The organism is Streptococcus mitis SK564 (assembly GCF_000148525.1).
Classification (GTDB): domain Bacteria; phylum Bacillota; class Bacilli; order Lactobacillales; family Streptococcaceae; genus Streptococcus; species Streptococcus mitis_H.
This window is the reverse complement of record NZ_AEDU01000008.1, coordinates 93,186-115,352: the sequence shown is the minus strand read 5'-3', so window position 1 is coordinate 115,352 and position 22,167 is coordinate 93,186. Positions and strand designations below refer to the sequence as shown.

The window sequence follows — 22,167 nt, the reverse complement described above, 5'->3', positions numbered from 1 at the left end:
TGGGACTATTCTAGCTTTAGAATTCTTTAAAAATTAAAATTTAAGGCAATCAATGACTTAGAATAGTGCGAAAACATTTAGTTTATAGGAATTCTAGGTCTAGAATTACATAGATATTTATGAGGTTAGGGTATTCGATAGTTAGGATTGTTCTATTCTGAAAGATTTGAGCTGTCAATTGTATAGAATAGTATTTCCATGAGTGGATGTTTTTTATCCAAATAACACTATTTTTGAACGGAAACGTGACTCTTTTACAGATAAAGAGAAAAATCTGATATAATGGAGTGGAAAAGAGCAATTAAAAGGAGACATCATGGATAAAGAAAGACAATTAAGATTTTCTTTTCGTAAATTAGCTATCGGATTGATATCTTGTGGTATTGGTTTGTTTTGGACGGGCGAGGTTTCGGCTTATGAGCAGAAGGCAAACATAACTTATCAGTATGTAACCATTAATGAATTATCTGAACAAGAAAAAGAACAAATCGTTTTATCCCTACCTGATAAGGTGACAGAGAATGCTACATATTATTTGGTTTATAAACCTGTAAAGCAGACTAATGAACAAAGTCTGCCAAAAACGGGTAATGATAACTCTAATCTAGTCAGTTTATTGGGACTTGGTCTTATTGTAGTAGCGGTAAGTGTAGGTCGTCGTAATAAAAAGACAGTATCATCAATACTTATTTTAGGGACAACCCTAACCGCTACTTCTGTATCAGCTATTACAGTTCACACTTTAGAAAACTATGGTAAGACAGTAACTCTTTCAGTTGGATCCGAACTTCCAAAAGCACAACTTTCTATAGCAGGGTATGAATTTGTCGGCTATATTAAAGGGGAGGCATCGCCTGTTCTGGCACCAGTCATATCAACATCTGAAACAAGTACAAGTGTTTCTCCACTGCAAACTGCAAACAAATCTGAATTAAGCTTTATTGATAAAACTACTGTTTCAAATTCTGTTCAGCAGGAAAAAATAGAAACAGTGGTTAAGGAGAGAAAAGAATCTCTACCGTTTTCAAAAGAATTAATCTATGATGATACATTAGAGGTTGGGAAGGAAGAACTAGTACGAGAGGGAACCGAGGGCATTCAAATAGTGAATGTAACGAGTGTGTTAAAAGATGGAGTTATTATATCTTCTTCAGAAGAAATAATCTCAACAGTTGCCCCTATAAATGAGCTAGTTAGGGTTGGAACAAAACAAGTCATTTCTTCCGATAATGAAGATAAGCCTCAATCAAATACAGAAGCAAATGATCTTCCTGCAAAAGAAAATGTAGAGGAAGGAAAAACTCCAGAAGTTATACCTGAGCAACCAAAACCTGATTCAAAACCTTCGGCAGTTGAGGAAACGGTTATTTCAGAAACAAAAGAGGAGCAACGCGTCAGAGAAGTTAGACGTGATGTCACCAATTTTGAAACTCTTTATCAAGATGATGATACTCTAGCAGAAGGAACAGAAATCGAAGTTACTGCCGGAAAAGTAGGCTATACTGTCGTTGCTGTAACAGAAACCGTTCGTGATGGGCAGGTCGTTTCATCAAAAGAAGATGTGAAAGAAATCGTACAACCTGTAAATCGTGTAGTAACAAGAGGAACAAGAAAACAATCCCAACCTAGAACAATTACAAATCCTACAAAAGTTGTAAATGTCAATGAAGACGGAGTAGATATGGGGGCAAATCCGAGCAATGATATTTATTATCTCAAGACTACTCAAAACTCGGAAGAAAAATCCGTTTTAGAAAATGGTGATACAGTGATAACTCCTGTGGTTACTAATATATACTCAAAGATTCAAACCCAAGAAAAAGTCATAACTATTGACGAAGAGGGACATCCTATTGAGAATACAGAGGGATATACATTCCTACGGGAAAGTATTGATAAGAAGCGTGAAGTAGCTGCTGATGGCGTTGTCACAATTACTCAGATTAAAACAAGAACTTACAAACAAAAAGAAATTAAACCAACTGAGAAGCCTGAAGCAGATGGTGATGGAAGTTATATCAAGTCTCTTGAAGCCAACCATATCGCAAAAGATTCGGAAACGGGTATTGAATTTGTAGATAATCAAATCATCCTTTCAACACGAGATGGCATCTCTAAGGAAGAAGTAGAACGCTTAGCGTCTGAGTACAAAATGAGCATTGTAGGTCACTTGATAGAAGCTAATTACTACCAGCTGGAACTCAGTCAAGTAAAATCTTACTTAGAGCTGAAAAAGTTGATGGAAGATTTGCATCAAAATCCAATGGTAAGAACTGTTGAGCTCAACAATGTGCAGGTGTATGATACAAAAAGTGATAAAACGGATGAGGCAGTATCTACAAAACAGGAAGTAGGACACACTCACGTAGTAGAGGATTCTACTAAATCAGATTTAGAAAAACCAAACGACCCATTTGATAATAACTTAGATGGTTGGGATGAGGAAAATCCTTCTGGGGATAACTGGGGATTGGAAGTTATCAGAGCAAGACATGCGTGGAAATTGCTGAAAGAGGCGAATAACGGCGAGATTGTTGATAAGGATTTAAAAGTTGGGGTATATGACTCAGGCGGCTTTATTCATGCTGATTTAAATACATTTGCGATTGTTGGTTCTAGGGGGACTGCTTCTGAAAAAGAAGAAGAACTTAGAAAAGGTGATGAGCACGCTAATCATGTAGCAGGTATTATTGGTGCAAAAATGAATAACAATTATGGTATTGTAGGTGTTGCTCCTGATGTTAAATTGATAGGTTTTTCAGATAAACGAGATAATAAGACAGACGGAGATTATATTTCTAGGGACAGTAGAAAGTTTTCTAAGATAAGTTTATACTATGGCTACTATGAATTAATAACTAGAGGAAGTAAGATAATTAATTTTAGCATAGGATTTGCAGATTCAGCAGGGATATATGCAGCTACCAAAGGAAACGAAAAAGCATTAAACGATATAAAAGAATTAGCTAATGGTTATGCCGGTTTCTTAGATAATCTAAGAACAGGAAAATTAAATGGAAAAAACTATGATTTTATAATTGTTGCTGCAGCCGGAAATGAAAATTATAATTATTTTGAAAAAGTGAATGAAAGCAAAGAACATCCTTATGGTTATAAACAAGAAATGATAAAAGAAAGGTACAAGCTGTTAAGTGATGTAGAGGGCAAAAAGAATCATTCGGCTTGGATTGATGCACGTTATGCCAGTTGGGCTAATGCTGTTGGCTATGATTATATGGATATTTATAATCGTATAGTCGTTGTTGGAAGCATTGACAATGACAATCAAAAAACAAAAAATTTAGAAAATTCTCATAAGTATCCTTTATCTAAATTTAGTAATACTGGGAATAGAGTAGATGTAGTTGCTCCAGGTGGAACGATTAAATCTGGGAAATTGTTTGATTTTGGAAAAAAAGTCGGAATTTATAGTTTGTCTGTGGATAATGGCTTCTCGAGAAAGTTGGGCACTTCCATGGCTACTCCTTATGTATCAGGAATTGCAGCTTTGGTTTGGTCAGCTAATCCGAAATTAACGGGAGAACAAGTAAAAAACATTATTATTCAGTCCGCCAGTGGTAGATATTCTGAAGTTCATGATAATCTTAAATATCCGATTGCAAACGCGGAGGAAGCTGTTAGGCTGGCTTTAGATATGAGGGAGTCTGACTCTATCGGCACAATTGGAAACTACGATCCAACTGACAAATGGAAAGTAGTTCAAACCATTGATGGTGTTGATTTTCACCCTGATAAATCTAACAACGCAGAAGTCTTTCTGAATTTGCCTAAATTACTAGCTTACGAAGGAAAAGGGGAACAAAAAATTAAGCTTAAATGGAATACGAAATGGGGAAGAGACACTTCAGAGCAGAACTCCACTGATCCTTTCTTCGTAGAAGTTGTCCCAAGAAAATATTTAAATTGGAATGATGCCGTTCGCTATCCTACTTTGACTGATAAAAATGTCATAACGATAGATGATTTTCCTAATGGATACACGTGGGATTCTGCAAAAGCATTTAATTTACCCGAAGGTATCACTTTTGTTAGTGAGTTATTTGACATCAACAATGGATTTAGAACAGGATTTGGTAAATTTTCATTTATTCCTAAAAAGCAGGGAGATTATTTAGTCTATCTGGTCAGAAAATTTAATACAAACCCTGGTTTCCATGGAATAAGAATATATCCTATTAGCATTTCTTTCCATGATACCGTTGCTCCAGATTTAAAAATCAATATAATATCTCATTCTCAAGGATCTATATCATTACAATTGTCGTTAGATTCTCACGAAACAACTAACTTGACACTCACAAACTCCAAAGGACAAGTATTGAAACGACGTGTCATTACTTCTGAGATATGGGATTTGGGAATGGACAAAAACTTCATCTGGGCTAATGAAAAAATAAAGGTCGAGGCTGAAGATTTAGCTGGTAATAGAATGAAACCGTACTATATTCAACTTGATGCTAATGGAAATTATACACGTAAATAGAGGGTATAAGTTCAATGGTTTAGCCATTGTTTCCAGTACTTTGTGACGACTTCTCGTTTTTGGTATAATAAGTTCACCCTCTCAATTCAACGAAGGGAAGTGTGGTTACTCCAGTTGTAGTTGGTATGTTGATGAATAAAACTAAGAAAAAGAAGAAATAAACTAATCTATTAAGTACTTAGAAAGGAAAACTCTCAAATTGTCCTACAAATTTCTACTCTTCGACCTTGACCACACTCTTCTTGATTTTGATGCTGCTGAGGATGTGGCTTTGACGCAACTTCTAAAAGAAGAAGGGATTGCAGATATTCAGGCTTATAAAGACTATTATGTTCCTATGAATAAGGCTCTCTGGAAGGACTTAGAGCAAAAGAAAATCAGTAAACAAGAGCTGGTTAACACGCGCTTTTCTCGTTTATTTGCTCACTTTGGACAGGAAAAAGACGGTAGTTTTCTAGCCCAGCGTTATCAATTTTACCTCGCTCAGCAGGGGCAAACGATTTCGGGTGCTCATGAACTTTTGGACAGCCTCATCGAGCGTGATTATGAGCTATATGCTGCGACAAATGGCATTACTGCCATTCAGACAGGGCGTTTGGCTCAATCTGGTCTAGCACCTTATTTCAATCAAGTCTTTATCTCTGAACAGTTGCAAACACAAAAGCCAGATGCTTTTTTCTATGAAAAAATCGGTCAGCAGATTGCTGGATTTGATAAAGAAAAAGCCCTGATGATTGGAGATTCTCTAACCGCCGACATTCAAGGCGGCAATAATGCGGGGATTGACACGATTTGGTACAATCCTCATCACCTCGAAAATCCCACACAAGCCCAGCCAACCTACGAAGTCCATTCCTACCAAGACTTGCTGGATTGTTTAGATAAACTGTAAAAAGTGGTTTCCATAGCCACTTTTTGCTATAATAGAGGCAGTAAAAACGAAGGAGTTGGCTATGAAACACTCGTCTTGGCATGATTTGATTAAGGCGCAATTACCTGAGGGTTATTTTGGGAAAATCAATCAGTTTATGGAGCAGGTCTATGCTCAGGGGACTGTTTATCCGCCCAAGGAAAAGGTTTTTCAGGCTCTCTTGACAACACCGCTAGAAGAGGTTAAGGTGGTAATTCTAGGGCAAGACCCCTATCACGGGCCAGGTCAAGCGCAAGGCTTGAGTTTTTCGGTTCCAGATGCTATTCCATCTCCGCCATCCTTGCAAAATATCTTGAAAGAATTGTCAGATGATATTGGGGTTAAGAAATCTCATGATTTGACAGCTTGGGCTGAGCAAGGAGTCTTGCTTCTTAATGCTTGTTTGACGGCTCCTGCTGGACGGGCCAATGGTCATGCTGGTCAGATATGGGAGCCCTTTACTGATGCTGTGATTCAGGTGGTCAATCATCTAGATAGACCAGTCGTTTTTGTACTCTGGGGAGCCTATGCTCGTAAGAAGAAGGCCTTAGTTACCAATCCTCATCACTTGATTATCGAATCAGCCCATCCCAGTCCTTTGTCGGTTTATAGAGGATTTTGGGGTTCCAAGCCTTTTTCCAAGGCCAATGCATTCTTAAAAGAGACAGGACAAGAGCCAATCGATTGGCTTAGATAAGGAGAAAATATGCCTCAGTTAGCGACGATTTGCTACATTGATAACGGGAAAGAATTGCTTATGCTCCATCGTAATAAGAAACCCAATGATGTCCATGAAGGGAAATGGATTGGTGTGGGTGGTAAGCTAGAGCGAGGAGAGACACCTCAGGAATGCGCTGCGCGTGAAATCCTCGAAGAGACAGGACTCAAAGCCAAGCCAGTTCTAAAAGGTGTCATCACTTTCCCTGAATTTACACCAGATTTAGACTGGTACACTTATGTTTTTAAGGTGACGGAGTTTGAGGGGGATTTGATTGACTGTAATGAGGGAACGCTAGAATGGGTTCCCTATGACGAGGTTTTGAGCAAGCCGACTTGGGAAGGTGACCATACCTTTGTTGAGTGGCTTTTAGAGGATAAACCCTTCTTTTCAGCCAAGTTTGTTTATGATGGGGATAAATTGTTGGATACCCAAGTTGATTTCTATGAATAAAGGAGAAAGCAGATGCTACTAATCAAAAATGGTCGTGTAATGGATCCCAAGTCTGGTTTGGATCAAGTGTGTGATGTCTTAGTTCAAGATGGGAAAATTATAAAAATTGCGCCTGAGATCACGGAAGAAGGAGCAGAAATCTTAGATGCTAGTGGTCTTGTAGTTGCTCCTGGCTTGGTCGATATTCATGTTCATTTCCGTGAACCGGGTCAAACACATAAAGAAGATATTCATACTGGTGCCCTAGCAGCCGCTGCAGGTGGTTTTACAACTGTTGTCATGATGGCTAATACTAGTCCAACCATTTCGGATGTGGAAACTTTGCAAGAAGTTCTCCAGTCAGCTGCCAAAGAGAAGATTCATGTCAAGACGGTTGCGACCATTACTAAAAACTTTAATGGCCAAGATTTGACAGACTTCAAGGCACTCTTAGAAGCTGGTGCGGTTGGTTTTTCTGATGACGGCATTCCGCTTGAAAGCAGTAAAGTTGTAAAGGAAGCCATGGAGGAAGCTAAAAAGCTTAATACCTTTATTAGTCTTCATGAGGAAGATCCAGGTTTGAACGGTGTTCTTGGCTTTAACGAAAATATTGCTAAAGAACATTTCCATATCTGCGGTGCGACTGGAGTAGCTGAGTATGCTATGATGGCGCGTGATGTCATGATTGCCTATGCAACCAAGGCCCATGTTCATATTCAGCATTTGTCTAAGGAAGAAAGTGTTAAAGTAGTTGAGTTTGCTCAGGGATTGGGTGCGAAAGTCACAGCAGAAGTAGCGCCACAGCATTTCTCTAAGACAGAAGCACTTCTTTTGACACAAGGTAGCAATGCTAAGATGAATCCGCCACTTCGTTTGGAATCAGACCGTCGTGCCGTGATTGAAGGTCTCAAGTCAGGTGTCATAACAGTTATCGCGACTGACCACGCGCCTCATCATGCAGATGAAAAAAATGTTGAGGATATTACCAAAGCGCCATCTGGTATGACAGGTTTGGAAACATCTCTTTCTCTCGGCTTGACCTATTTGGTAGAAGCTGGTGAGTTAAGCTTGATGGAATTACTTGAAAAAATGACCTACAACCCAGCTAAGCTTTATAACTTTGAAGCAGGTTACTTGGCTGAGAATGGTCCAGCGGACATCACTATTTTTGATGCTAAGGCTGACCGCCTTGTGGACTCCCATTTTGCTTCCAAAGCAGCCAATTCACCATTTATCGGTGAAACTTTAAAAGGGCAGGTTAAATATACCATCTGTAAGGGACAAATCGTCTATCAAAACTAGGTGGGAGTCTGCTCTGTAAACAAAAAGAATAGAGAGCCTATATGTATCAAACCCATCATTTTAAAGACAAGTTTTTCTTATTTTTAAAGATATTTTTCCCTATCCTGATTTATCAATTTGCCAATTATTCTGCCTCCTTTGTTGATACGACTATGACAGGTCAATACAATACCATGGAATTGGCTGGAGTGTCTATGGCAACCAGCATCTGGAATCCTTTCTTTACCTTCCTAACAGGAATTGTATCAGCCTTGGTGCCTATCATTGGTCACCATCTTGGTAGAGGGAAAAAGGAAGAGGTTGCGTCAGATTTTTACCAGTTCATCTATCTGGCCTTGGGTCTATCTGTGGTCTTGCTGGGACTAGTACTTTTCCTGGCACCTCCTGTCTTGAACCATATCGGACTAGAAGCACCAGTGGCAGCAGTAGCGGTTCGCTATCTTTGGTTTTTATCTATCGGGATTATCCCCTTGTTGCTCTTTAGTGTCATTCGTTCCTTGCTGGATGCACTGGGATTGACCAAACTGTCCATGTACCTCATGCTTTTGTTACTTCCTCTCAATAGTGGATTTAACTATCTCTTGATTTACGGGGCCTTTGGTGTTCCAGAACTGGGAGGTGCTGGTGCTGGTTTAGGAACATCCTTGGCCTACTGGGTCTTGCTGGGGATTTCTGTTCTGGTTTTATTTAAACAGGAGAAGCTCAAAGCCTTGCATTTTGAGAAACGCATTTCGCTTAATATGGATAAAATCAAGGAAGGAGTTCGCTTAGGTCTGCCTATTGGGGGAACTGTCTTTGCGGAAGTGGCCATCTTTTCTGTGGTTGGCTTGATTATGGCTAAGTTTTCGTCCTTGATTATCGCTAGTCATCAGTCAGCTATGAACTTTTCAACTCTTATGTACGCCTTTCCTATGAGTATCTCATCGGCTATGGCTATTGTCGTTTCCTATGAAGTGGGAGCCAAGCGATTTGATGATGCTAAAACCTATATTGGTTTAGGAAGAGGGACCGCCCTCATTTTTGCGGCCTTCACCTTATCTTTCCTTTACATTTTTAGAGGAAATGTGGCCAGTCTTTATGGTAACGACCCAGAATTTATCGATTTGACAGCGCGTTTTTTGACTTACAGCCTCTTCTTCCAGTTAGCAGATACCTTTGCGGCACCGCTTCAGGGAATTTTACGGGGTTATAAGGATACAGTTATTCCTTTTTACCTTGGTTTGGTTGGTTATTGGGGCGTAGCAATCCCAGTGGCTATGGTATTTGATTCCCTAACAGATTTTGGCGCTTATTCATATTGGATTGGTTTGATTATTAGTCTAATCGTGAGTGGGGCGCTCTACCGTTGGCGTTTGACTGTGATTATGAAGAGATTTGAATCTTTAGTAAAATCTAAACGCTAAAAAGTTTGTGAAAAAATATTCTTGATAAGGAAATCCCTTATTCCTATGGGGTTTTCTTTTTTATTTTGTGAAATTTCTTTTAGAAAAACTTTGACAGTGCTTTCTAAAAACGGTAAAATAGTAAGGTAAGAAGAAAGTTAGAAAGGCAAGAAGATGTCGACTTTAGATAAAAATCTTTTGCTAGAAATGTTCCGTAAGATGGAAGAAATCCGTCGTATGGACTTAAAAATTGCGCAATTAGTAAAGAAAGGGAAAGTGCCAGGAATGACGCACTTTTCTGTTGGAGAAGAGGCAGCTAACGTGGGTGCTATGTTAGCTCTCAATCCAGATGATCTGATCACCTCAAACCACCGTGGTCACGGGCAAGCTATTGCTAAAGGGATTGACCTCAATGGAATGATGGCTGAAATCCTTGGTAAATACACTGGAACCTGTAAAGGAAAAGGTGGATCTATGCATATTGCTGACCTTGATGCTGGTAACCTTGGTGCCAATGGTATCGTAGGTGGTGGTATGGGAATCGCTGTTGGTGCAGCCCTCAGTCAGCAAATGCAAAATACCGGTAAAATCGTTGTCTGCTTCTTTGGAGATGGTGCGACCAATGAAGGTGTTTTCCACGAAGCAGTGAACATGGCTTCTATCTGGAACCTGCCAGTCATTTTCTATTGCATTAACAACGGTTACGGTATCTCTGCGGATATCAAGAAAATGACTAATGTAGAACATATCCATCAACGTAGCGCCGCTTATGGAATTCCTGGAATGTTCATCGAAGATGGAAACAATGTCATTGACGTCTATGAAGGATTTAAGAAAGCCGTAGACCATGTTCGTGGTGGCAATGGGCCTGTATTGATTGAAAGTATTACTTATCGCTGGCTTGGTCACTCATCATCTGACCCTGGTAAATATCGTACGCGTGAAGAAGTGGAATTGTGGAAACAAAAAGACCCGATCGAAAACCTCCGCAATTACCTCATTGAAAACACTATTGCAAGTGCAGAAGAATTGGAAGAAATCCAAGCGCTAGTCAAGGAAGCAGTAGAAACTTCTGTTAAATTTGCAGAGGAAAGTCCATTCCCACCGCTTGAATCAGCATTTGAAGATATTTACGCAGACTAAGGAGAAAGAGATAAAATGGAAACAAAAACAATGTCCTTCCGTGACACTATTATCCTTGCTATGTCTGAGGAAATGCGTCGCGATGAAAATGTGTTCTTGATGGGAGAAGATGTCGGTGTCTTTGGAGGAGACTTCGGTACTTCTGTTGGAATGCTTGAAGAATTTGGTCCAGAACGTGTTCGTGACTGTCCGATTTCTGAAGCTGCCATTTCAGGAGCAGCAGCAGGAGCAGCCATGACAGGACTTCGTCCAATTGTCGATATGACCTTTATGGACTTCTCGGTCATTGCCATGGACAATATCGTCAACCAAGCCGCTAAAACACGTTACATGTTTGGTGGTAAGGGACAGGTTCCAATGACTGTACGTTGTGCAGCTGGTAATGGAGTTGGTTCTGCAGCCCAGCACTCGCAATCACTAGAGTCTTGGTTTACTCATATTCCTGGTCTTAAGGTTGTGGCACCAGGTACACCTTCGGACATGAAAGGATTGCTTAAGTCTTCTATCCGTGATAATAACCCTGTTATCATTCTTGAGTACAAGTCAGAATTTAACCAAAAAGGGGAAGTGCCAGTTGATCCAGACTACACAATCCCACTTGGTGTTGGGGAAATCAAACGCGAAGGAACGGATGTAACAGTTGTTACTTACGGAAAAATGCTGCGTCGTGTGGTTCAAGCTGCTGAAGAATTAGCAGAAGAAGGAATTTCAGTTGAAATTGTTGACCCACGTACCCTTGTTCCGCTTGATAAGGATATTATCATCAACTCAGTGAAGAAGACTGGTAAGGTTGTTCTGGTCAACGATGCCCACAAAACAAGTGGCTATATCGGTGAGATTTCAGCTATCATTTCAGAATCAGAAGCATTTGACTATCTAGATGCACCGATCCGTCGTTGTGCAGGAGAAGATGTGCCGATGCCTTATGCACAAAACCTAGAAAATGCAATGATTCCAACAGTTGAAAGCATCAAAGATGCCATCCGTAAAACATATAATAAAGAATAGAATTACATAAGATAAGTTATGTAAAATAACGGCTGTTTTTAACTTTAGTAACTTGAGATATGTATTCTACCCAAGTTATTTGCAAATTTGCGACAGGAGGGAGTCGAATCGATGTTAATCGACGAACGACTTAGTAAGTCTACTAGGTTGACCGCGTAATAGCGGCAACCGTAGCAACTTGAGATATGTATTGTACCCAAGTGATTTAAAGAGTTGCGACAGGAGAGAATCGAATCGATAATATTCGACGAATGAATTAGTAAGTCTACTAGGTTGATCGCCTAATAGCGGCAACCGTAGCAACTTGAGATATGTGTTGTATCCAAGTGATTTAAAGAGTTGCGACAGGAGAGAGTCGAATCGATGTTATTCGACGAACGACTTAGTAAGTCTACTAGGTTGACCGCCTAATAGTGGCAACCGTAGCAACTTGAGATACGTGTTGTATCCAAGTTGCTTGTAGAGTTGAGCACGGGCTGAAAGCTCGGAAAAAAGATAAATCTCCTTGACTTCATCGAAGCCATCGTCGATTTCCTATTTTTCAGTCGCTTTTGACGCCCTTTGTATCATATAATTGAACACGGGCTAAAGTCTGTGTGAAAAAGATAAACTTTCCTAGAAACTAAAGTTTCTTCGTCTAGTTTCCTATTTTCACTTTGACATTTGACGCCCTTTGTATCATTTAATTGAATTCGGACGGAGGTCTGCGAAAAAAAGATAGATTTCCTTGTGTTCATCGAACACATCGTCAATCTCCTATTTTTTCATTGCCCTCTTCGTCCTTAATATCTTAGTATAGAATTGGAGAGGTCATGGCTGATGACAAGCTAAGAGCGACTCCTGCGGCTAGAAAGTTAGCGGATGATCTAGGGATCAACCTCTACGACGTTTCTGGCTCAGGTGCAAACGGTCGTGTCCACAAAGAAGACGTGGAAACTTATAAAGACACAAACGTGGTTCGCATTTCGCCACTTGCAAAACGAATTGCCCTCGAACATAATATTGCTTGGCAGGAAATCCAAGGAACTGGTCATCGTGGTAAAATCATGAAGAAGGATGTTTTGGCCTTGCTTCCTGAAAATATCGAAAACGATACCATCAAGTCTCCTGCTCAGATTGAAAAAGTGGAAGAAGTTCCTGATAATGTAACACCATACGGTGAAATTGAACGTATTCCAATGACACCAATGCGTAAGGTTATTGCCCAACGTATGGTTGAATCTTACCTAACTGCGCCAACCTTCACGCTCAACTATGAAGTTGATATGACTGAAATGTTGGCTCTTCGTAAGAAGGTTCTTGAGCCAATCATGGAAGCAACTGGGAAGAAGACTACTGTAACAGACCTTCTTTCACTTGCAGTTGTTAAGACTCTTATGAAACACCCATACATCAACGCTTCATTGACAGAAGATGGCAAGACCATTATCACTCACAACTATGTCAACCTTGCCATGGCAGTTGGGATGGATAATGGATTGATGACACCTGTTGTTTACAATGCTGAAAAATTAAGCTTGTCAGAGTTGGTTGTTGCATTCAAAGATGTCATTGGTCGTACCTTGGATGGTAAATTAGCTCCAAGCGAACTGCAAAACTCAACATTTACTATCAGTAACTTGGGAATGTTTGGCGTTCAGTCCTTTGGTCCTATCATCAACCAACCAAACTCAGCTATCCTTGGTGTGAGTTCGACAATCGAGAAGCCAGTTGTCGTTAATGGTGAAATTGTGATTCGCCCAATCATGAGTCTTGGTTTAACAATTGACCACCGTGTAGTAGATGGTATGGCTGGTGCTAAGTTTATGAAGGACTTGAAAGAATTGATTGAAAATCCAATCTCAATGTTGATTTAAGAACAAGAGTATTCATTTTAAAGATATAGATAAAGGAAGGAAGACATGGCCTTAGAAGTAATTATGCCAAAAGCCGGCGTGGATATGACAGAAGGACAAATCGTCCAATGGAATAAAAAAGTCGGAGAATTTGTAAAAGAAGGAGAAATCCTTTTGGAAATCATGACTGACAAAGTCAGCATGGAATTGGAAGCTGAAGAAGATGGGTACTTGATTGCTATCCTTAAAGGGGACGGTGAAACAGTCCCCGTAACGGAAGTTATCGGTTACCTTGGTGAAGAAGGGGAAAATATCCCAACAGCTGGAGCAGCAGTGCCAGAAGCTAGTCCAGCACCTGCAGCAAGTGCTTCAAACGATGATGGTAAGAGCGATGATGCCTTTGATATCGTTGTGATTGGTGGAGGTCCTGCTGGTTATGTTGCAGCCATTAAAGCTGCCCAACTTGGTGGTAAGGTTGCTCTTGTTGAGAAATCTGAACTTGGCGGAACGTGTTTGAACCGTGGTTGTATTCCAACCAAGACCTACCTTCATAACGCTGAAATTATCGAAAACATTGGTCATGCTGCAAACCGTGGTATCGTAATCGAAAATCCAAACTTCACTGTTGATATGGACAAACTCCTTGAAACTAAGTCTAAGGTTGTCAATACCTTGGTGGGTGGAGTTGCAGGTCTTCTTCGTAGCTACGGAGTTACTGTTCATAAGGGTATCGGTACTATTACTAAAGACAAGAATGTCTTGGTAAATGGTTCTGAATTGCTTGAAACCAAGAAAATCATCCTTGCTGGTGGTTCAAAAGTCAGCAAAATCAACGTTCCTGGTATGGAATCTCCACTTGTCATGACTAGTGACGACATTCTTGAAATGAACGAAGTTCCAGAAAGTCTTGTTATCATCGGTGGTGGAGTTGTCGGTATCGAACTCGGTCAAGCCTTCATGACATTTGGTTCAAAAGTGACTGTTATCGAAATGATGGACCGTATCGTGCCAGCTATGGATGCGGAAGTTTCTAAGAACCTTCGCTTGATCCTTGAGCGTAAAGGAATGACCATCTTGACTGGTACTAAACTGCAAGAAATCATCGAGGAAAATGGTCAACTTCGTATCAAGGTTGAAGGAAAAGACGATATCATCGCAAATAAAGCTCTTCTTTCAATCGGTCGTGTTCCAGATCTAGAAGGTATTGGTGATGTTGAGTTTGAATTGGACCGTGGACGCATCAAGGTCAACGAATACATGGAAACTTCAGTTCCAGGTATCTACGCACCAGGTGATATTAATGGTACTAAGATGTTGGCTCACGCAGCCTTCCGTATGGGGGAAGTTGCCGCTGAAAATGCCCTTAAAGGAAATCATGCTGTTGCCAAATTGAATCTGACTCCTGCAGCCATCTACACTCTCCCTGAAGTAGCAGCAGTAGGTCTCACAGAAGAACAAGCTCGTGAGAAGTACGATGTTGCCATCGGTAAATTCAACTTTGCTGCTAACGGTCGTGCCATTGCCTCAGATGCTGCTCAAGGTTTCGTAAAAGTTATCGCTGATAAGAAATACGGAGAAATCCTTGGTGTTCACATCATTGGTCCTGCAGCCGCAGAATTGATTAACGAAGCGTCAAGCATTATCGAAATGGAAATCACTGTTGAAGAAATGCTGAAGACTATTCACGGACACCCAACCTACTCTGAAGTGATGTACGAAGCATTTGCGGATGTTTTAGGAATGGCTATCCATTCACCTAAGAAAAAATAAAAGAAAGATAGAATAGACTGGAAAATATCTTTCCAGTCTCTATCGTATAAAGGGATATCATGAAATACATTATAAATCATTCAAACGACACTGCCTTTAATATTGCCTTGGAAGAATACGCCTTTAAACATCTTTTGGATGAGGATCAAATCTTCCTACTTTGGATTAACAAGCCATCTATCATTGTTGGTCGTCACCAGAATACCATCGAAGAAATCAACCGTGATTATGTTCGAGAAAATGGTATTGAGGTGGTCCGCCGTATCAGCGGTGGTGGAGCTGTTTACCACGATTTAAATAACCTCAACTACACGATCATCTCAAAAGAAGATGAAAACAAGGCTTTTGACTTTAAGAGCTTCTCAACTCCAGTTATCAATACACTAGCTCAACTTGGTGTTAAGGCTGAATTTACAGGTCGTAATGACCTTGAGATTGATGGAAAGAAGTTCTGTGGCAATGCCCAAGCCTATATCAACGGCCGCATCATGCACCACGGTTGCTTGCTCTTTGACGTTGATTTGTCAGTCTTAGCCAATGCCCTTAAGGTTTCAAAGGATAAATTTGAATCAAAAGGTGTGAAATCTGTTCGTGCTCGTGTAACCAATATTGTCAATGAATTGCCAGAAAAAATCACGGTTGAAGAATTTCGTGATTTGCTATTGGAATACATGAAAAAAGAGTATCCAGAGATGACAGAATACGTTTTTTCTGAGGAAGAATTGGCTGAAATCAATCGCATCAAGGATACTAAGTTTGGTACTTGGGACTGGAACTACGGTAAATCACCTGAATTTAACGTCCGTCGTGGAACAAAATTCACTAGTGGTAAGGTTGAAGTTTTTGCTAATGTCGTCGAATCAAAAATCCAAGACATCAAGATTTATGGTGACTTCTTTGGTATTGAAGACGTAGCTGCAGTAGAAGATGTTCTTCGTGGAGTGAAATACGAACGCGAAGATGTCCTTAAAGCTCTAGAAACCATTGATATCACACGCTACTTCGCTGGTATTAGCCGTGAAGAAATCGCTGAAGCGGTAGTAGAGTAAAGCAAAGCTATTTGTTAGTCATTGTGGGTTGCAGAAAAGATATTATCTGGATAGGATAAATCTTAAAACCTGCTGAACGAGAATCAAAAAGAACTCACTTCCAATACTTAATAAAAAAACTCGGAAGTTTGTTCTGAGTCAACTAAATACGACTATTTGCAATTGAATATAGAGATGAGAAGGTCAGTAATAGATTATCTGTAAGGTGACACAGACATAAGTTGTTTTTGATTTCTTCTTGCTATAAATATCCTAAAAGACTATTATCTCTTATAGTTGAACTATACCTCAAAAGTTAGACATAGAAAATCTAATTTTTGGGGTATTTTATAATTCTTAATTTAGGCTTTTTTAGTATCAAAAGATGTTTCATAAAATATGGACTCAACCTTTCAACTTAATCTGATTTATTGATCACTATCTAATAAAATTGAAAAGGATGGAAAAAAGGATAAATTTATGATATACTTTATTTTAAAGACCTTATTAGAAATCTTGAAAGAGTATTAAAAACTTAGAATGAGAAAAATTGTTATCAATGGTGGATTACCACTACAAGGTGAAATCACTATTAGTGGTGCTAAAAATAGCGTTGTGGCCTTAATTCCAGCTATTATATTGGCTGATGATGTGGTGACTTTGGATTGCGTTCCAGATATTTCGGATGTAGCCAGTCTTGTCGAAATTATGGAATTGATGGGAGCTACTGTTAAGCGTTATGATGATGTCTTGGAGATTGATCCAAGAGGTGTTCAAAATATTCCAATGCCTTATGGTAAAATTAACAGTCTTCGTGCATCTTACTATTTTTATGGGAGTCTCTTAGGCCGTTTTGGTGAAGCGACAGTTGGTTTACCGGGAGGATGTGATCTTGGTCCTCGTCCGATTGACCTACACCTTAAGGCTTTTGAAGCTATGGGTGCCACTGTTAGCTACGAGGGAGATAACATGAAGTTATCTGCTAAAGATACAGGACTTCATGGTGCAAGTATTTACATGGATACGGTTAGTGTTGGTGCGACGATTAATACGATGATTGCTGCAGTTAAAGCAAATGGTCGTACCATTATTGAAAATGCAGCCCGTGAGCCTGAGATTATTGATGTAGCTACTCTCTTGAATAATATGGGAGCCCATATCCGCGGTGCAGGAACTAATATCATCATTATTGATGGTGTTGAAAGATTACATGGAACCCGTCATCAGGTGATTCCAGACCGTATCGAAGCTGGAACATATATTTCTTTAGCTGCTGCAGTCGGCAAGGGGATTCGTATAAATAATGTTCTTTACGAACACCTAGAAGGATTTATTGCTAAGCTGGAAGAAATGGGAGTGAGAATGACTGTATCTGAAGACAGCATTTTTGTCGAAGAACAGTCTAATTTGAAAGCAATCAATATTAAGACGGCTCCTTACCCAGGTTTTGCTACTGACTTGCAACAACCGATTACTCCACTTTTACTAAGAGCGAATGGTCGTGGTACAATTGTCGATACGATTTACGAAAAACGTGTAAATCATGTTTTTGAACTAGCAAAGATGGATGCGGACATTTCGACAACAAATGGTCATATTTTGTACACAGGTGGACGTGATTTACATGGGGCAAGTGTTAAAGCAACTGACCTGAGAGCTGGGGCTGCACTAGTCATTGCTGGGCTTATGGCTGAAGGTAAAACTGAAATTACAAATATCGAGTTTATCTTACGTGGTTATTCTGATATTATTGAAAAATTACGTAATCTAGGAGCGGATATTACACTTGTTGAGGATTAAACCGTAGAGGTGTTTATGAATATTTGGACCAAATTAGCAATGTTTTCTTTTTTTGAAACGGATCGCTTGTATTTGCGTCCTTTCTTTTTTAGTGATAGTCAGGACTTCCATGAGATAGCCTCAAATCCTGAAAATTTACAATTTATTTTCCCAACTCAGGCAAGTCTGGAAGAAAGTCAATATGCATTAGCAAATTACTTTATGAAGTCCCCTTTGGGAGTGTGGGCAATTTGTGACCAGAAAAATCAACAAATGATTGGTTCTATTAAATTTGAGAAGTTAGATGAAATCAAAAAAGAAGCTGAGCTTGGCTATTTTTTGAGGAAAGATGCTTGGTCGCAAGGATTTATGACAGAGGTTGTTAGAAAAATTTGTCAGCTTTCTTTTGAGGAATTTGGCTTAAAACAATTATCTATCATTACCCACCTTGAAAATGAAGCTAGCCAAAGAGTTGCTCTTAAGTCTGGATTTAGTTTGTTCCGTCAGTTTAAGGGAAGTGATCGCTACACAAGAAAAATGCGGGATTATCTTGAATTTCGGTATGTAAAAGGAGAATTCAATGAGTAAGCATCAGGAAATTCTAAGCTATTTGGAGGAATTACCAGTAGGTAAAAGGGTGAGTGTTCGTAGTATTTCCAACCATCTGGGAGTCAGTGATGGAACGGCCTATCGCGCTATCAAGGAAGCTGAAAACCGTGGAATTGTGGAGACCCGTCCTAGAAGTGGTACTATCCGTGTTAAATCCCAGAAAGTTGCGATTGAAAGATTAACTTTTGCTGAAATTGCAGAAGTGACTTCTTCTGAGGTTCTGGCTGGGCAAGAAGGTTTAGAGAGAGAATTCAGTAAGTTTTCAATTGGTGCCATGACTGAACAAAATATCTTGTCTTACCTTCACGATGGGGGGCTTTTGATTGTCGGAGACCGAACCCGTATTCAGTTGCTAGCCTTGGAAAATGAAAATGCAGTTCTGGTTACAGGGGGATTTCAGGTTCATGATGATGTACTTAAACTGGCCAATCAAAAAGGGATTCCGGTTCTGAGAAGCAAACATGACACATTCACCGTCGCGACCATGATCAATAAAGCCTTGTCAAATGTCCAAATCAAGACTGATATTCTGACAGTTGAGAAACTTTATCGTCCGAGTCATGAGTATGGTTTTCTGAGAGAGACCGACACTGTTAAAGATTATTTGGACTTGGTACGTAAGAATCGTAGCAGTCGTTTCCCTGTTATCAATCAACATCAGGTCGTTGTTGGGGTTGTTACTATGAGAGATGCGGGTGATAAGTCACCAAGTACCACAATTGATAAGGTCATGTCTCGTAGTCTATTTTTAGTTGGATTATCAACAAATATTGCTAATGTGAGTCAACGGATGATCGCAGAAGACTTTGAAATGGTACCGGTTGTTCGGAATAATCAAACCTTGCTTGGAGTTGTGACAAGACGAGATGTCATGGAGAAGATGAGTCGTTCTCAAGTTTCGGCTCTACCAACTTTTTCTGAGCAGATTGGTCAAAAACTCGCTTATCACCATGATGAAGTCGTCATTACAGTGGAACCCTTTATGCTTGAGAAAAACGGTGTTTTAGCTAACGGTGTATTGGCAGAGATACTGACTCATATGACCCAAGATTTAGTTGTGAATAGTGGTCGCAATCTCATCATCGAGCAAATGCTGATCTACTTTTTGCAGGCTGTTCAGATTGATGATATATTGCGCATTCAAGCACGCATTATCCACCATACTAGACGGTCAGCTATTATTGATTACGATATTTATCATGGTCATCAGATTGTTTCAAAAGCAAATGTAACCGTTAAAATTAATTAGAAACTAGGAGAAAAAATGATAACATTAAAATCAGCTCGTGAAATTGAAGCTATGGATAAGGCCGGTGATTTTCTAGCAAGTATCCATATTGGCTTGCGTGATTTGATTAAGCCTGGCGTAGATATGTGGGAAGTTGAAGAATACGTTCGCCGTCGTTGTAAGGAAGAAAATTTCCTTCCGCTTCAGATTGGGGTTGACGGTGCCATGATGGACTATCCTTATGCTACCTGTTGCTCTCTTAACGATGAAGTAGCTCATGCCTTCCCTCGTCACTATATTTTGAAAGATGGTGATTTGCTCAAAGTTGATATGGTTTTGGGAGGTCCTATTGCTAAGTCTGATCTGAATGTCTCAAAATTAAACTTCAACAATGTTGAGCAAATGAAGAAATACACTCAGAGCTATTCTGGTGGTCTAGCAGACTCTTGTTGGGCTTATGCTGTTGGTACACCGTCCGAAGAAGTGAAAAACTTGATGGATGTAACCAAAGAAGCTATGTACAAGGGGATTGAGCAAGCTGTTGTTGGAAATCGTATCGGTGATATTGGTGCAGCCATTCAAGAATACGCTGAAAGTCGTGGTTACGGTGTAGTGCGTGATTTGGTTGGTCATGGTGTTGGCCCAACCATGCACGAAGAACCAATGGTTCCCAACTATGGTATTGCTGGTCGTGGACTTCGTCTTCGTGAAGGAATGGTCTTGACTATTGAACCAATGATCAATACAGGTGACTGGGAAATCGATACAGATATGAAAACTGGTTGGGCGCATAAGACCATTGACGGTGGACTGTCATGCCAATATGAACACCAATTCGTGATTACGAAAGATGGACCTGTTATCTTGACTAGCCAAGGTGAAGAAGGAACTTATTAAATAAGTAAAAGTAGATTGAAGAAAAAGTCGACTTGGACAAATTTCTTCAATCTTTTTCTTTTATCTATGGCGAAATGAAAAAACCGAACAACTTGATTGAGAAATTCAAATCAATTTCTAACAATGTTTTAGAAAACATAGTGTACTATTAAAGAGTTTGTTTCACAAAATATAATGACAAAAACAGTTAACCGTAGCAAACTTGATACAAATTTTAACATTTATAGTACAATAGGTTTAAATTCTTAAGAAAGTTGGTTCTTTATTGGAAACGCTAGTATTTTCAATCTCCGTTTTTTTAGCAGGGGTATTGTCCTTCTTTTCTCCCTGTATTTTTCCTCTGTTACCAGTTTACACTGGAATTTTGCTGGATGATCAGGAAAGTGCAAAAAGCTTCTCCTTATTTGGAAGAAAAGTTGCCTGGTCAGGTTTGATTCGAACACTTTGCTTTATCGCAGGTATTTCACTCATTTTCTTTATTCTAGGATTTGGTGCTGGTTACTTTGGTAATATTCTCTATGCCAATTGGTTTCGCTATACCATGGGTACGATTATTATTATTTTGGGCCTTCACCAGATGGAAATTTTTCATTTTAAGAAATTAGAGGTTCAAAAAAGCTTTACTTTTAAGAAATCAGAAGCCAATCGTTATTGGTCGGCCTTTTTACTCGGTATTACCTTTAGCTTCGGTTGGACGCCTTGTATTGGTCCAGTTTTGAGTTCTGTTTTAGCGCTTGCGGCTTCTGGGGGCAATGGCGCTTGGCAAGGTGCTATCTATACCTTGATTTACACTCTAGGGATGGCTATTCCTTTCTTGGTCTTGGCCTTAGCTTCAGGAGCAGTGATGCCTTATTTTAGTAAAATTAAACGTCATATGATGCTACTGAAGAAAATTGGTGGTTTGCTCATTATTTTAATGGGAATTTTGTTACTATTAGGACAAGTAAATGTTCTAGCTGGAATTTTTGAATAAAGGAGAAAAAGATGAAAAAAGTAATGTTTGCTGGCTTAAGCCTCTTGTCATTAGTTGTATTGATGGCCTGTGGTGAGGAAGAGACTAAAAAGACTCAAGCTCCACAACAATCCCCAAAACAACAGCAACAAACGCCTGTACAACAAATTGCTGTTGGAAAAGATGCTCCAGATTTTACCTTGCAATCTATGGACGGTAAAGAAGTTAAGTTATCTGATTATAAGGGTAAAAAAGTCTATTTGAAGTTTTGGGCTTCATGGTGTGGTCCATGTAAGAAAAGTATGCCTGAGTTGATGGAACTAGCGGCGAAACCAGATCGTGATTTCGAAATTCTTAGTGTCATTGCACCAGGAATTCAAGGTGAAAAAACCGTTGAGCAATTCCCACAATGGTTCCAAGATCAAGGTTATAAGGATATCCCAGTTCTTTATGACACAAAAGCAACCACCTTCCAAGCTTATCAAATCCGAAGCATTCCTACAGAATACCTGATTGACAGTCAAGGAAAGATTGGAAAGATACAATTTGGTGTTATCAGCAACGCGGATGCAGAAGCAGCCTTTAAAGAAATGAACTAGCATAGATAAAGAGAATCTGATTACAAATTTCATGGTATAATAGATGGTAACCGTAACGTTGCCATCTTTTT

Annotated in this window: 17 protein-coding genes; all 17 read left to right on the top strand. The window is 39.6% G+C overall.

The window, feature by feature from the left end:
• Window positions 1-316: 316 nt before the first annotated feature.
• Entirely contained in the window at window positions 317-4,504 is a 4,188-nt protein-coding gene (locus SMSK564_RS06060) for a S8 family serine peptidase (RefSeq protein WP_000356959.1), read from the top strand.
• A gap of 199 nt (window positions 4,505-4,703) precedes the next feature.
• Window positions 4,704-5,396: a pyrimidine 5'-nucleotidase PynA gene (pynA, locus tag SMSK564_RS0102155; protein ID WP_000120610.1), complete on the top strand. Its 693-nt coding sequence runs from the start codon at window positions 4,704-4,706 to the stop codon at window positions 5,394-5,396.
• A 61-nt stretch (window positions 5,397-5,457) separates the two neighbouring features.
• Window positions 5,458-6,111 carry a uracil-DNA glycosylase gene (locus SMSK564_RS06055; RefSeq protein WP_000682952.1) on the top strand — a complete coding sequence of 218 codons (654 nt, stop codon included), beginning with the start codon at window positions 5,458-5,460 and terminating at the stop codon, window positions 6,109-6,111.
• A gap of 9 nt (window positions 6,112-6,120) precedes the next feature.
• Entirely contained in the window at window positions 6,121-6,585 is a 465-nt protein-coding gene (locus SMSK564_RS06050; RefSeq protein WP_001135768.1) for an NUDIX hydrolase, read from the top strand.
• Between the two features lie 12 nt (window positions 6,586-6,597).
• Complete coding sequence (locus tag SMSK564_RS06045; RefSeq protein ID WP_000924478.1) at window positions 6,598-7,866, top strand: dihydroorotase; 1,269 nt, start codon at window positions 6,598-6,600, stop codon at window positions 7,864-7,866.
• Window positions 7,867-7,907: 41 nt separating this feature from the next.
• Window positions 7,908-9,269 carry a sodium-coupled multidrug efflux MATE transporter PdrM gene (gene pdrM / locus SMSK564_RS06040; protein ID WP_000284941.1) on the top strand — a complete coding sequence of 454 codons (1,362 nt, stop codon included), beginning with the start codon at window positions 7,908-7,910 and terminating at the stop codon, window positions 9,267-9,269.
• A gap of 153 nt (window positions 9,270-9,422) precedes the next feature.
• Complete coding sequence (locus SMSK564_RS06035; protein ID WP_000105366.1) at window positions 9,423-10,391, top strand: thiamine pyrophosphate-dependent dehydrogenase E1 component subunit alpha; 969 nt, start codon at window positions 9,423-9,425, stop codon at window positions 10,389-10,391.
• A gap of 15 nt (window positions 10,392-10,406) precedes the next feature.
• On the top strand, window positions 10,407-11,399 hold the full coding sequence (locus SMSK564_RS06030; RefSeq protein WP_000448730.1) for an alpha-ketoacid dehydrogenase subunit beta: 993 nt from the start codon (window positions 10,407-10,409) through the stop codon (window positions 11,397-11,399).
• An 812-nt stretch (window positions 11,400-12,211) separates the two neighbouring features.
• Complete coding sequence (locus tag SMSK564_RS06025; protein ID WP_000752715.1) at window positions 12,212-13,255, top strand: dihydrolipoamide acetyltransferase; 1,044 nt, start codon at window positions 12,212-12,214, stop codon at window positions 13,253-13,255.
• 45 nt (window positions 13,256-13,300) lie between these two features.
• Window positions 13,301-15,004 carry a dihydrolipoyl dehydrogenase gene (lpdA, locus tag SMSK564_RS06020; protein ID WP_001162894.1) on the top strand — a complete coding sequence of 568 codons (1,704 nt, stop codon included), beginning with the start codon at window positions 13,301-13,303 and terminating at the stop codon, window positions 15,002-15,004.
• Window positions 15,005-15,063: 59 nt separating this feature from the next.
• Window positions 15,064-16,053 (top strand): lipoate--protein ligase, encoded by a 990-nt coding sequence (locus SMSK564_RS06015; protein WP_000873998.1) that lies wholly within the window; start codon window positions 15,064-15,066, stop codon window positions 16,051-16,053.
• Between the two features lie 519 nt (window positions 16,054-16,572).
• Window positions 16,573-17,832, top strand: coding sequence for a UDP-N-acetylglucosamine 1-carboxyvinyltransferase (locus tag SMSK564_RS06010; protein ID WP_001227090.1), 1,260 nt, complete (start codon window positions 16,573-16,575; stop codon window positions 17,830-17,832).
• A gap of 15 nt (window positions 17,833-17,847) precedes the next feature.
• Entirely contained in the window at window positions 17,848-18,399 is a 552-nt protein-coding gene (locus tag SMSK564_RS06005; RefSeq protein WP_001028727.1) for a GNAT family N-acetyltransferase, read from the top strand.
• Window positions 18,392-19,669 carry a CBS-HotDog domain-containing transcription factor SpxR gene (spxR, locus tag SMSK564_RS06000; RefSeq protein WP_000033825.1) on the top strand — a complete coding sequence of 426 codons (1,278 nt, stop codon included), beginning with the start codon at window positions 18,392-18,394 and terminating at the stop codon, window positions 19,667-19,669. Before SMSK564_RS06005 ends, spxR begins: the two co-directional genes overlap by 8 nt.
• 15 nt (window positions 19,670-19,684) lie before the next feature.
• Complete coding sequence (locus SMSK564_RS05995; RefSeq protein WP_000631543.1) at window positions 19,685-20,545, top strand: methionyl aminopeptidase; 861 nt, start codon at window positions 19,685-19,687, stop codon at window positions 20,543-20,545.
• Between the two features lie 265 nt (window positions 20,546-20,810).
• Entirely contained in the window at window positions 20,811-21,518 is a 708-nt protein-coding gene (ccdA2, locus tag SMSK564_RS05990; protein ID WP_025170896.1) for a thiol-disulfide oxidoreductase-associated membrane protein CcdA2, read from the top strand.
• Window positions 21,519-21,529: 11 nt separating this feature from the next.
• A complete protein-coding gene (gene sdbB / locus SMSK564_RS05985) occupies window positions 21,530-22,096 on the top strand; it encodes a thiol-disulfide oxidoreductase-associated lipoprotein SdbB (protein ID WP_000757382.1) in 567 nt (188 codons plus the stop codon).
• Window positions 22,097-22,167 lie beyond the last annotated feature (71 nt).

Bases quoted from the DNA above. Each gene is read 5' to 3' on its own strand.
- SMSK564_RS06060 (WP_000356959.1), top strand. From the start codon at position 317: ATGGATAAAGAAAGACAATTAAGATTTTCTTTTCGTAAATTAGCTATC.
- SMSK564_RS06055 (WP_000682952.1), top strand. From the start codon at position 5,458: ATGAAACACTCGTCTTGGCATGATTTGATTAAGGCGCAATTACCTGAG.
- SMSK564_RS06050 (WP_001135768.1), top strand. From the start codon at position 6,121: ATGCCTCAGTTAGCGACGATTTGCTACATTGATAACGGGAAAGAATTG.
- SMSK564_RS06045 (WP_000924478.1), top strand. From the start codon at position 6,598: ATGCTACTAATCAAAAATGGTCGTGTAATGGATCCCAAGTCTGGTTTG.
- pdrM (WP_000284941.1), top strand. From the start codon at position 7,908: ATGTATCAAACCCATCATTTTAAAGACAAGTTTTTCTTATTTTTAAAG.
- SMSK564_RS06035 (WP_000105366.1), top strand. From the start codon at position 9,423: ATGTCGACTTTAGATAAAAATCTTTTGCTAGAAATGTTCCGTAAGATG.
- SMSK564_RS06030 (WP_000448730.1), top strand. From the start codon at position 10,407: ATGGAAACAAAAACAATGTCCTTCCGTGACACTATTATCCTTGCTATG.
- SMSK564_RS06025 (WP_000752715.1), top strand. From the start codon at position 12,212: ATGGCTGATGACAAGCTAAGAGCGACTCCTGCGGCTAGAAAGTTAGCG.
- lpdA (WP_001162894.1), top strand. From the start codon at position 13,301: ATGGCCTTAGAAGTAATTATGCCAAAAGCCGGCGTGGATATGACAGAA.
- SMSK564_RS06015 (WP_000873998.1), top strand. From the start codon at position 15,064: ATGAAATACATTATAAATCATTCAAACGACACTGCCTTTAATATTGCC.
- SMSK564_RS06010 (WP_001227090.1), top strand. From the start codon at position 16,573: ATGAGAAAAATTGTTATCAATGGTGGATTACCACTACAAGGTGAAATC.
- SMSK564_RS06005 (WP_001028727.1), top strand. From the start codon at position 17,848: ATGAATATTTGGACCAAATTAGCAATGTTTTCTTTTTTTGAAACGGAT.
- spxR (WP_000033825.1), top strand. From the start codon at position 18,392: ATGAGTAAGCATCAGGAAATTCTAAGCTATTTGGAGGAATTACCAGTA.
- SMSK564_RS05995 (WP_000631543.1), top strand. From the start codon at position 19,685: ATGATAACATTAAAATCAGCTCGTGAAATTGAAGCTATGGATAAGGCC.
- sdbB (WP_000757382.1), top strand. From the start codon at position 21,530: ATGAAAAAAGTAATGTTTGCTGGCTTAAGCCTCTTGTCATTAGTTGTA.